Origin of the sequence: Cupriavidus necator N-1 (genome assembly GCF_000219215.1) — a bacterium.
Lineage (GTDB): Bacteria > Pseudomonadota > Gammaproteobacteria > Burkholderiales > Burkholderiaceae > Cupriavidus > Cupriavidus necator.
Window position 1 is genome coordinate 461,459 of the sequence record NC_015726.1, and the last position, 12,076, is coordinate 473,534.

General features: G+C 67.1%; 9 protein-coding genes. All 9 read left to right on the top strand.

What is annotated here, in order from left to right:
- The first annotated feature begins 175 nt into the window (after positions 1–175).
- The 9 genes from CNE_RS02270 to CNE_RS02310 all read left to right on the top strand — a co-directional run bounded on the left by CNE_RS02270 (position 176) and on the right by CNE_RS02310 (position 12,012).
- On the top strand, positions 176–4,150 hold the full coding sequence (locus tag CNE_RS02270) for a DUF3683 domain-containing protein (protein WP_013955530.1): 3,975 nt from the start codon (positions 176–178) through the stop codon (positions 4,148–4,150).
- 9 nt (positions 4,151–4,159) lie between these two features.
- Complete coding sequence (locus CNE_RS02275) at positions 4,160–4,597, top strand: HIT family protein (RefSeq protein WP_013955531.1); 438 nt, start codon at positions 4,160–4,162, stop codon at positions 4,595–4,597.
- Positions 4,598–4,720: 123 nt separating this feature from the next.
- Positions 4,721–6,586 carry an ABC transporter ATP-binding protein/permease gene (locus CNE_RS02280; RefSeq protein ID WP_013955532.1) on the top strand — a complete coding sequence of 622 codons (1,866 nt, stop codon included), beginning with the start codon at positions 4,721–4,723 and terminating at the stop codon, positions 6,584–6,586.
- A 73-nt stretch (positions 6,587–6,659) separates the two neighbouring features.
- Positions 6,660–7,082 (top strand): gamma-butyrobetaine hydroxylase-like domain-containing protein, encoded by a 423-nt coding sequence (locus tag CNE_RS02285; RefSeq protein WP_010814444.1) that lies wholly within the window; start codon positions 6,660–6,662, stop codon positions 7,080–7,082.
- Between the two features lie 34 nt (positions 7,083–7,116).
- On the top strand, positions 7,117–7,848 hold the full coding sequence (gene ubiE, locus CNE_RS02290; RefSeq protein WP_013955533.1) for a bifunctional demethylmenaquinone methyltransferase/2-methoxy-6-polyprenyl-1,4-benzoquinol methylase UbiE: 732 nt from the start codon (positions 7,117–7,119) through the stop codon (positions 7,846–7,848).
- A 63-nt stretch (positions 7,849–7,911) separates the two neighbouring features.
- Positions 7,912–8,895, top strand: coding sequence for a Tim44 domain-containing protein (locus CNE_RS02295; protein ID WP_013955534.1), 984 nt, complete (start codon positions 7,912–7,914; stop codon positions 8,893–8,895).
- Between the two features lie 130 nt (positions 8,896–9,025).
- Complete coding sequence (locus tag CNE_RS02300) at positions 9,026–9,715, top strand: ubiquinone biosynthesis accessory factor UbiJ (RefSeq protein WP_013955535.1); 690 nt, start codon at positions 9,026–9,028, stop codon at positions 9,713–9,715.
- Between the two features lie 67 nt (positions 9,716–9,782).
- Positions 9,783–11,360 carry a ubiquinone biosynthesis regulatory protein kinase UbiB gene (gene ubiB / locus CNE_RS02305; protein ID WP_013955536.1) on the top strand — a complete coding sequence of 526 codons (1,578 nt, stop codon included), beginning with the start codon at positions 9,783–9,785 and terminating at the stop codon, positions 11,358–11,360.
- 31 nt (positions 11,361–11,391) lie between these two features.
- Entirely contained in the window at positions 11,392–12,012 is a 621-nt protein-coding gene (locus tag CNE_RS02310) for a methyltransferase domain-containing protein (protein ID WP_013955537.1), read from the top strand.
- Positions 12,013–12,076 lie beyond the last annotated feature (64 nt).

Genomic DNA, 12,076 nt, shown 5'->3' on the forward strand with positions numbered 1-12,076 from the left:
GCGCCGCCGGCACCACCGCAGGGCGCCGGTGCCACCGCCTAAATGTCGCCTAATCCCTTGTTCCAACAAGGATTCCTCGATGTTGCGGTGCGGCGAAACCGGGCCTTGCAGTACAATCGCGCTTTAATGAACGATTCGCGCACAGTCCTCGTGCGCAGCAGGAAGCGGTCCCCCAATGAACGCCCCACTCGTGCTCGACGCCAAGCTCGCCGCGCAGGACGCCCCGCCGCGCCTGCGTGAAATCCCCTATAACTACACGTCCTTCTCGGACCGCGAGATTGTCATCCGCCTGCTCGGCGAGGAAGCCTGGCGCATCCTGGACGAGCTGCGCAGCGAGCGCCGGACCGGCCGCTCCGCCCGCATGCTGTACGAGGTGCTGGGCGATATCTGGGTGGTTCGCCGCAACCCCTACCTGCAGGACGACCTGCTGGAAAATCCCAAGCGCCGCCAGATGCTGGTCAGCGCGCTGCACCACCGCCTGAACGAGATCGAGAAGCGCCGCGCGGCCGACCGTGCCGAGCACGCCGAGCCTGCCGCCGAGGACCGCTCGCACCGCGTGGAGCAGCTGGTCGCCTTCGCCAAGCAGGCGATCGAGGATTTCAAGAACGAATTCGCCGCCGCCTATGACCTGCGCAAGCGCGCCCAGCGCGTGCTGGGCAAGGTCACGCAGAAGGACAACATCAAGTTCGACGGCCTGTCGCGCGTCTCGCACGTGACCGACGCCACCGACTGGCGCGTGGAATATCCGTTCGTGGTGCTGACGCCGGATACCGAGGAAGAGATCGCCGGCCTGGTCAAGGGCTGCTTCGAGCTCGGCCTCACCATCATCCCGCGCGGGGGCGGCACCGGCTATACCGGCGGCGCCGTGCCGCTGACGCCGATGAGCGCGGTGATCAATACCGAGAAGCTGGAGCAGCTCGACCCGGTCGAGCAGACCGACCTGCCCGGCGTGTCGCACAAGGTTGCGACCATCTTCTCCGGAGCCGGCGTGGTGACGCGCCGCGTGGCCGATGCGGCCGACAAGGCCGGCCTAGTGTTCGCGGTCGACCCGACTTCGATCGATGCCTCGTGCATCGGCGGCAACGTGGCCATGAACGCCGGCGGCAAGAAGGCCGTGCTGTGGGGCACCGCGCTGGACAACCTGGCCTGGTGGCGCATGGTTGACCCGGAGGGCAACTGGCTGGAAATCACCCGGCTGGACCACAACCTGGGCAAGATCCACGATGTGCCGGTGGCCACCTTCGAACTGAAGTGGTCGGACGGCAACCGTGCGCCGGGCGAGAAGGTGCTACGCACTGAGACGCTGGCGATCGAAGGCCGCAAGTTCCGCAAGGAAGGCCTGGGCAAGGATGTCACCGACAAGTTCCTGGCCGGCCTGCCGGGCGTGCAGAAGGAAGGCTGTGACGGCATCATCACCAGCGCGCGCTGGATCCTGCACCGCATGCCGAAGTTCATCCGCACGGTCTGCCTGGAGTTCTTCGGCCAGGCGCGCGACGCCATCCCCAGCATCGTTGAGATCAAGGACTTCCTTGATGCGGAGACGAAGAAGCCCGGCGGCGCCATCCTGGCCGGCCTGGAGCACCTGGACGAGCGCTACCTGCGCGCGGTCGGCTACGCCACCAAGAGCAAGCGCAACGCCTTCCCGAAGATGGTGCTGATCGGCGATATCGTCGGCGACGATGAAGACGCCGTGGCGCGCGCCACCTCGGAAGTGATTCGCATGGCCAACGGCAAGAGCGGCGAAGGCTTTATCGCCGTCAGCCCCGAGGCGCGCAAGAAGTTCTGGCTGGACCGGTCGCGTACCGCCGCCATCGCCAAGCACACCAACGCCTTCAAGATCAATGAAGACGTGGTGATTCCGCTCAATCGCATGGGCGAGTACACCGACGGCATCGAGCGCATCAATATCGAGCTGTCGATCAAGAGCAAGCTCAAGCTGGTCGACACGCTGGAAGCGTTCTTCGCGCGCGGCAACCTGCCGCTGGGCCGCAGCGACGACGCCAACGAAATCCCCAGCGCCGAGCTGCTGGAAGACCGCGTGCAGCACGCGCTGACGCTGCTGCGCGAGATCCGTGCGCGCTGGCGCTACCTGCAGGACCACATGGACGTGCCGCTGACGCAGGCCAAGGCCTCGCTGATCGGGCATGGGCTGGGACTGCTGGGGCAGGAGTTCGATGCGCGCCTGCAGCAGCAGCCTGACGCCACCGTGTTCCACCTGCTGCAGGACCGCACCATCCGCGTGTCCTGGAAGGCCGAGATCCGCGCCGAGCTGCGCAAGATCTTCAACGGCGGCGAGTTCAAGCCGATCCTGGACGAGGCCCAGAAGATCCACAAGCAGGTGCTGCGCGGCCGCGTCTTCGTGGCGCTGCACATGCACGCCGGCGACGGCAACGTGCACACCAACATCCCGGTGAACTCCGACGACTACGACATGCTGCAGGACGCGCACCGCGCGGTGGCCCGCATCATGGCGCTGGCGCGTTCGCTCGACGGCGTGATCTCGGGCGAGCACGGCATCGGCATCACCAAGCTGGAATTCCTCACCGAGGAAGAGATCGGCGACTTCCGTGCCTACAAGGCCAAGGTCGACCCGCAGGGCCGCTTCAACAAGGGCAAGCTGCTGCCCGGCGCCGACCTGCGCAATGCCTACACGCCGTCGTTCGGCCTGATGGGGCATGAGTCGATCATCATGCAGCAGAGCGATATCGGCGCCATTGCCGAGAGCGTCAAGGACTGCCTGCGCTGCGGCAAGTGCAAGCCAGTGTGCGCCACCCACGTGCCGCGCGCCAACCTGCTGTACAGCCCGCGCAACAAGATCCTGGCGACTTCGCTGCTGATCGAAGCCTTCCTGTATGAAGAGCAGACCCGCCGCGGCATCTCGGTCAAGCACTGGGATGAGTTCTCCGACGTGGCCGACCATTGCACCGTGTGCCACAAGTGCGTGACGCCGTGCCCGGTCAAGATCGACTTCGGCGACGTGTCGATGAACATGCGCAACCTGCTGCGCAAGATGGGGCAGAAGAAGTTCAACCCCGGCACCGCGGCGTCGATGTTCTTCCTCAACGCCACCAACCCCGAGACCATCAACCTGACCCGCAAGGTCATGATCGACTGGGGCTACAAGGCGCAGCGCCTCGGCAACGACGTGCTAAAGAAATTCGCCAAGAAGCAGACCGCGCATCCGCCCGCGACCGTGGGCAAGGCGCCGGTGCGCGAGCAGGTGATCCACTTCATCAACAAGAAGATGCCGGGCAACCTGCCCAAGAAGACCGCGCGCGCGCTGCTCGACATCGAAGACAACGAGATCGTGCCGATCATCCGCGACCCGAAGGCAACCACGCCGGAATCGGAAGCGGTGTTCTACTTCCCGGGCTGCGGCTCGGAGCGGCTGTTCTCGCAGGTCGGGCTGGCCACGCAGGCGATGCTGTGGCACGTCGGCGTGCAGACCGTGCTGCCGCCGGGCTACCTGTGCTGCGGCTATCCGCAGCGCGGCAACGGCCAGTACGACAAGGCCGAGAAGATCGTCACCGACAACCGCGTGCTGTTCCACCGCGTGGCCAACACGCTGAACTACCTCGACATCAAGACCGTGGTAGTGAGCTGCGGCACCTGCTACGACCAGCTCGCCGGCTATGAATTCGATAAGATCTTCCCGGGTTGCCGCATCATCGACATCCACGAATACCTGCTCGAGAAGGGCGTGAAGCTGGAAGGCGTGACCGGTACGCGCTACATGTACCACGATCCCTGCCATACCCCGATCAAGACCATGGACCCGACCAAGCTGGTCAACGACCTGATGGGCGGGAACACCGGTCTGGGCAAGATCGAGAAGAACGAGCGCTGCTGCGGTGAATCGGGCACGCTCGCGGTGACGCGTCCGGATATCTCGACCCAGGTCCGCTTCCGCAAGGAAGAGGAAATGACCAAGGGCGCAGACAAGCTGCGCGCCGACGGCTTCACCGGCGACGTCAAGATCCTGACCAGCTGCCCGTCGTGCCTGCAGGGGCTGTCGCGCTACAAGGAAGATGCTTCGGTGCAGGCGGACTACATCGTCATCGAGATGGCCAAGCATTTGCTGGGCGAGAACTGGATGCCCGAGTACGTGGCCAAGGCCAATGCCGGCGGCATCGAACGCGTGCTGGTGTAAGCCAACGCCATGACGCGCGCTCCCAACTGCCCGCTCTGCGAGACCGACGGCGGCGAACTGGTCTGGATGGGCGACCGCGCCCGGCTGATCCTGGTCGAGCATGACCGTTTCCCGGGCTTCTGCCGCATCGTCTGGAACGACCACGTGGCCGAGCTCAGCGACCTGGACGATGCCGACCAGGCCTGGCTGATGCGGCTGGTCGCACGTGTCGAACGGGTGGTGCGCGAGGTCATGGCGCCGGACAAGGTCAATCTGGCGGCCTTTGGCAATATGGTGCCGCACCTGCACTGGCACATCATCCCGCGCTACCGCTGGGATACCCATTTCCCCGAGGCGATCTGGGCCGCGCCGCAACGCGCGGCGGATGCCGTGCGCGTGCAGGAGCTGGCCAGTCGGCTGCCGGCGCTGCGTACGGCGCTTTCGCTGCTCGAAGCCGGCGACGCCTGAGTGGTGCGCGGAACCCACGCCTGGCCGTGACCGTCTGAATGCTGTTGCCACCGTGGCCTGCCGCCACGGTATCCAGAACAACAAGCCCGGCCGGCATCCGCTGACGGGCCAAGCGCTGCCGCTATGTCCTCCACTCCGACCTCCGTCACCGTACCGGGCCCGGCCGTCCCTGCCAGGGCCCTCAAGATCCAGAGCCGGCTGCGCATGGCCGCCACCTGGGCACTGATCAAGCCTTACTGGAAATCCGACGACCGCGTCGCCGGGCTTGGCCTGCTGGCCCTGGTGGTCGTGCTCAACCTCGGCATCGTCTATATCAACGTGCTGCTCAACGAGTGGAACCGCGTGTTCTACAACGCGCTGGAGCAGCGCGACTACGCCTCGTTCAAGGTGCTGCTGCTGCGCTTCTCGTGGATCGCGGCGTTCTTTATCGTGGCGGCGATCTCGCGCCAGTACTACACCATGATGCTGCAGATGCGCTGGCGTACCTGGATGACCGGCCGCTTCATGGGCCACTGGCTCGGGCACCAGGCCTATTACCGCATCGAGCAGACCCACACCACCGATAACCCTGACCAGCGTATCGCCGACGATCTGCGCCAGTTTACCGACGGCGCGCTGTCGTTGTCGCTCGGGCTGCTCAACTCGGTGGTGACGCTGCTGTCCTTCGTCGGCATCCTGTGGACGGTATCGGGGCCGATCAGCTTTGCAATGGGCGGCACCGAATGGACCATCCCCGGTTATATGGTGTGGTTCGCGGCGGGCTATGCGGTGATCGGCTCGCTGGTGGCGCACGTGGTCGGCCGCCCGCTGATCGGCCTGAACTTCCAGCAGGAACAGTACGAGGCGGATTTCCGTTTCACGCTGGTGCGCCTGCGCGAGAACAGCGAGCCGGTGGCGCTGTACCGCGGCGAGCCGACCGAGCAGGCCGGCCTGCGCGCGCGCTTCGACCGCATCCGCGCCAACTGGAACCAGTTGATGCGCTATACGCGGCGGCTGACCTTCGTCAGCTCCGGCTACGCGCAGTTCGCCATCATCTTCCCGATCCTGGTGGCGGCGCCGCGCTACTTCGCCGGCAAGATGACGCTGGGCGGGCTGATGCAGACCAGCTCCGCCTTCGGCCAGGTGCAGGGCGCGCTGTCGTGGTTTGTCGACAGCTACGCCACGCTGGTGGGCTGGAAGGCCGCCGCCAACCGCCTGATCGATTTCCAGGAAGCGATCCGCGTGGCCGAGCGCCAGGACATGGCGCCGGGCGGCGTGCGCGATATCGAGGTGGAACATACCGGCAAGCCGCAGAATGGCATCACCATCGACGGCCTGGCGCTGGCATTGCCGGTACGCGCCGCGCGCAGCGCGGCCGTGGGCCAGCGGCCGCTGGTGGCGCCGTTCTCGCTGTCGGTCGCGCCGGGCGAGCGCTGGCTGGTCAGCGGCCCGTCTGGTTGCGGCAAGAGCGTGCTGTTCCGCGCGCTGGCGGGGATCTGGCCGTACGGCAGCGGCACCGTGACCATGCCCGACGGCGCGCGCATGCTGTTCCTGCCGCAGCGCAGCTACCTGCCGATCGGCACGCTGGCCGATGCGCTGGCTTACCCCGACGCCGGCACCGTGCACAGCGCGGAAGCGCTGCAGGCGGCGCTGCGCCAGGCGCGGCTGGCCGCACTGGTAGACCAGCTCGACGTGTTCGACAACTGGTCGCTGAGGCTGTCGCCGGGCGAACAACAGCGGCTGGCGTTTGCGCGCGCACTCTTGCAGAAGCCCGACTACCTGTTCCTGGACGAGGCCACCAGCGCGCTGGACGAGGAAACCGAGGGCGTCATGTACAAGCTCATGGTGGACTCGCTGCCCGGTGCGGCCATCGTCAGCATCGCCCACCGCAGTACCGTGGCGGCCTTCCACGGCCGGCGCCTGCGCTACGTGCCGCAGGATGGGGACGCCGCCCGGGCTGCGCAAGCCGGCGAGCCTGGGGTAAGCTATCGAGTTGTATGCGAAGCGTGATGCCGTGCCGTACCGGCAGCATCGCGCGGCAATCACCCCCCTCAGGAGCGACCCTAACCGGGCCGCGATCATCATGGCAGGCCTGGAAAAAGACACCCCTCATCCCACCGCGCTGACCGTCCATACGCAATCCCGCGTGCTGGAGATCGGCTTCGACAACGGCCGCAGCTTCCGGCTGCCGTTCGAGCTGCTGCGCGTGTATTCGCCGTCCGCTGAAGTCCAGGGCCACGGCCCGGGGCAGGAAGTGCTGCAGACCGGCAAGCGTGAGGTGGGCGTCAACGCGGTCGAGCCGGTCGGCAACTACGCGATCCTGATCCGCTTTACCGACGGCCACGACACCGGCATCTATTCCTGGGACTTGCTGTACCGCCTCGGCGACAACCAGGATGCGCTCTGGCAGGACTACCTGCAGCGCCTGGAAGCCGCCGGCGCCGACCGCGACACCCCGATGCCCGCCGCCGGCGCTGCCGGCGGCCACGGCTGCGGCCATCACTGAGCCGCGCCGAACCGATTACCCTGGAGTCTGAAAGATGAGTGAAACCCACTTCGGGTTTGAAAAGGTCGACGAAGCGGAAAAGGCCGACAAGGTTGCCGGCGTATTCCATTCGGTGGCAAGCAAGTACGACGTGATGAACGACCTGATGTCCGGCGGCATGCACCGGCTCTGGAAGATGTTCACCATCGCCCAGGCCGGCGTTCGCCCCGGCCACAAGGTGCTGGATATCGCCGGCGGCACCGGCGACCTGGCCAAGGCGTTCGCCAAGCAGGCCGGCCCGACCGGGCAGGTCTGGCTGACCGACATCAACGAGTCGATGCTGCGCGTGGGCCGCGACCGGCTGTTGAACAAGGGCATCGTCACGCCGGTGTGCCTGTGCGACGCCGAGCACATCCCGTTCCCGGACAATTACTTCGACCTGGTCACGGTGGCCTTCGGCCTGCGCAACATGACGCACAAGGATGCCGCGCTGGCCGAGATGCGCCGGGTGGTCAAGCCGGGCGGCAAGGTCATGGTGCTGGAATTCTCCAAGGTGTGGAAACCCCTGGAGAAGGCCTACGACGTCTATTCTTTCAAGGTGCTGCCGTGGCTGGGTGAGCGGGTGGCAGGGGATGCCCCCAGCTATCGCTATCTCGCGGAATCGATCAGAATGCATCCAGACCAGGTTTCACTTGTACGCTTGATGGAACATGCGGGCCTGGAAAATGTCGAATACTTCAATCTGACGGCCGGAGTGGTGGCGCTCCACGTCGGGCGCAAGTATTAAGAAGACTTGAAATCGCCATGCCTCGCCCGCATATAGGGTGAAACTGACAGGGGATAGCAGAATATGTCGTCATTTCGTGGAAAATTCCTGGTTGGGTCGCTGATTACCGCGATTGCCTTCGGGATGGTGTTCGACGCCAATGCCAAGCGCATGGGCGGTTCGCGCAGCATCGGCAAGCAGTCGTCGACGGTCACGCAGCAGCGCCAGCAGGCGCCGCAGCCCACTTCACCGACCCAGCAACCGGCCCAGCAGCCTAATCAGGCAGCCCCGGCCACGGCTGGCGCCGCCGGCGCGGCTGCCGCGGCAGCCCCCAAGCGCAACTGGGGCGGCATCCTGGGCGGCATCGCCGCCGGCCTGGGTATCGGCTGGCTGCTGTCGCACTTCGGCCTGGGCGGCGCGGCGCTGGGCTTCCTGTCCAACCTGATCCTGATCGCGCTGGTGGCGTTCGCCGCGATCTGGCTGATCCGCAAGTTCCGTGGTGGCAGCAAGCGCACCCAGCAACCGGCCTACGCCGGTGCCGGCAACGCGCCGAACCTGGATCGCAGCGCCGAGCCCATGTTCCGCGGTGAGCCGACGTCTGTGTCTTCGGGTAGTCCGGCCGCCAGCACGGTACTGCCGGCAGCATCGTCGGCCCCGGTCGCGTCCGATGCCGTGGCCCAGCAGCCGTGGGGCGTGCCGGCCGACTTCGATACCGAGGCCTTCCTGCGCAACGCCAAGGTCCACTTCGTGCGCCTGCAGGCCGCGTGGGATGCCGGCAACCTGGACGACATCCGCGAGTTCACCACGCCGGAGATGTTCGCCGAGATCAAGATGGACCTGTCCGAGCGCGGCGCCGAGGTCAACAAGACCGACGTGGTCACGCTGGAAGCCCAGCTGCTCGGCATCGAGTCGGCCGCGGCCCAGCATATCGCCAGCGTGCGCTTCTCGGGCATGATCCGCGAGAAGTCCGGCGAGGCGGCCCAGCCGTTCGGCGAGGTCTGGAACCTGGCCAAGCCTGCCAGCGGCACCGGCGGCTGGCTGCTGGCCGGCATCCAGCAAGAGTCCTGATGCCGCACCCCGCGGCGGTGATGCGCCGGGGGGAGTAGCTTAGAATGGAGGCCCACGCGAAAGCGTGGGCCTTTTTTTGTTTGGGACGCCCGACCTGCGGCGTCGCTGCCTGCCCGCCAACCGCGCTGTCATGAATACTCTGCCTTCCGCCCTGGCCATGCCCGCCATCTCGGCGCTGAACCACCTGCTTGAGCAGGAGCCGTGGGCCCGCAACCAGCTCACGCCGTTTGCCGGGCGCGTGATCCGCTTCGATGCCGCCGCCTTCGTGCTGTCGCTGAAGGTGACAGAGCACGGCTGCACCGAACCGGCGCCCGAGGCCGAGGCGCCCGCGGTCACGCTGCGCGTGCCGGTGCAGCAGTGGCCGCTGGTGGCCGCCGACGTGGCCGAAGGCGGCCAGGCCGCCGCCATGCGCCATGTCCACATCGAGGGCGACGCCGAGCTGGCCAACACCGTCTCGACGCTGGCGCGCAACCTGCGCTGGGACGCCGCCGAAGACCTGTCGCGCGCGCTGCGCGGCATCCTGGGCGGGCCGGTGAGCGACAGCGTGGCGCAGCGCATGGTCGATGGTGCGCGCCAGGTGCATGAGCAGGCCACACGCGTTGGCCGCGCCCTGGTCGACAACGTCACCGACTACCTGCTGGACGAGCATCCGACCCTGGTGCGCCACGCCGCGCTCGATGCCTTCGGCGCCGACGTGGGCCGGCTGCGCGATAGCCTGGCCCGGCTCGAAAAACGGCTGGAGCGGCTGGAGCGCGCCGGCCCGCCGCCGGTATCCGGCCAGTCGGGCCAGTCCGGCAAGCTGCCGTCGCCGCACCGCTGAGCCGGCCGCGCCACGATCCCATCCACCACCAACGTGACTGCCTGCCCGGCCCTGTGAAGACTCCCGAATGACCCGCCTCCTGCGCCTTGGCAAGATTCTCTTCGTCATCCTCTATTACGGCCTGGACGAGCTGGTGCTCTCGGGCTTCAGCAGCCGCAGGATCCGCTTCCTGGTGCGCGTCATCACCATCGGGCGCAAGCTCGAGATGCCGCGCGGCGAGCGCCTGCGGCTGGCGCTGACGCGGCTGGGTCCGATCTTCGTCAAGTTCGGCCAAGTGCTGTCGACCCGGCGCGACCTGATGCCGGCGGACATTGCCGACGAACTGGCCAAGCTGCAGGACCAGGTGCCGCCCTTCGATTCGGTGGTGGCGGTGAAGATTATCGAGCGCGCGCTGGGGCGGCCGCTGGACCAGCTGTTCGAGACCTTCGAGCACCAGCCGGTGGCCAGCGCCTCGATCGCGCAGGTGCACTTCGCCACGCTCAAGGGCGGCCCCTGCCACGGCCGCGAGGTCGCGGTGAAAGTGCTGCGCCCGGGCATGCTGCCGGTGATCGACAGCGACCTGGCGCTGATGCGCGACATGGCCACCTGGCTGGAACGCTTCTGGGCCGACGGCAAGCGCCTCAAGCCGCGCGAGGTGGTGGCCGAGTTCGACAAATACCTGCACGACGAGCTCGACCTGATGATCGAGGCGGCCAATGCCAGCCAGCTGCGCCGCAACTTTGCCGACACCAGCCTGCTGCTGGTGCCCGAGGTGTTCTGGGACTGGTGCAGCAGCACCGTGTTCGTGATGGAGCGCATGCACGGCATTCCGATCTCGCGCACCGAGTCGCTCAAGGCCGCCGGCGTGGACATGCACCAGCTGGCGGAAGAGGGCGTCGAGATCTTCTTCACCCAGGTGTTCCGCGATGGCTTCTTCCATGCCGACATGCACCCGGGCAATATCCTGGTGTCGGTGCAGCCCGAGTCCTTCGGCCGCTATATCGCGCTGGACTTCGGCATCGTCGGCGCGCTGTCCGAGTTCGACAAGAACTACCTGGCGCAGAATTTCATCGCCTTCTTCCGGCGCGACTACCACCGCGTGGCGCTGCTGCACGTGGAGTCCGGCTGGGTGCCGCCCGATACCCGCGTCGAAGAGCTGGAAAGCGCGGTGCGCGCCTGCTGCGAGCCATACTTCGACAAGCCGCTGAAGGAAATCTCGCTGGGCATGGTGCTGATGCGGCTGTTCCAGACCTCGCGCCGCTTCAATGTCGAGATCCAGCCGCAGCTGGTGCTGCTGCAGAAGACGCTGCTCAATATCGAAGGCCTGGGCCGCCAGCTCGACCCCGACCTGGACCTGTGGAAGACCGCCAAGCCTTTCCTGGAGCGCTGGATGCACGAGCAGGTGGGCTGGAAGGGCGCCTGGGAGCGGGTCAAGGTGGAGGCGCCGCTGTGGGCCAAGATGCTGCCCGACTTCCCGCGCCTGGCGCACCAGTTCCTGGAGCGGCGCGCGCTGACCAGCAACGGCGAGCAGGACAAGCTGCTGGCGATGCTGGTGGTGGAGCAGCGCCGCACCAACCGGTTGCTCGGCACCGGGCTGCTGTTGCTGGGCGGCTTTGTCGCCGGCATCGTGCTGACGCATGTGCTGGGCTGGGCCGGCTACTGGTAGCGCACCCGGGACCGATCCATCGGAGATGACCATGAGCGACACCGCCAAGCCTGCGCCGACCTTCGCCACCCGCAACGCCGCCGACCCGGCGTTCTGGGACGAGCGTTTCGAACAGGGCTTCACGCCCTGGGACCAAGGCGGCGTGCCCGAGGAATTCCGCCAGTTCATTGAAGGCCGCGCGCCATGCCCGACCCTGGTGCCAGGCTGTGGCAACGGCTGGGAGGCCGCGTGGCTGTTCGAGCGTGGCTGGCCGGTGACGGCGATCGACTTCTCGCCGCAGGCGGTGGCGTCGGCGCGGCGGACGCTGGGGCCGGCGGGGGTGGTGGTGCAGCAGGGCGATTTCTTCGCCTTCACGCCGCAGCCGGCGTGCGGGCTAATCTACGAACGGGCCTTCCTGTGCGCGCTGCCACCGGCGATGCGGGCTGACTATGCCGCCCGGGTCGCGCAACTGCTGCCGCCGGGCGGCCTGCTGGCCGGCTACTTCTACCTGGGCGAAAACCGCGGCGGGCCGCCGTTCGCGATGCCGGCCGAAGAGCTGGACGCGCTGCTGGCACCGGCCTTCGAGCGACTGGAGGACCGGCCCTCGGCCGCGCCGCTGCCGGTGTTCCAGGGGCAGGAGCGCTGGCAGGTCTGGCGCCGCCGGTCCGGCTGAAGCAGCCGCCGGCCAGCCCTTGTGGCGCAGGCGATGCTCCGCGTGGCGCATTTGCGCCAGCGGG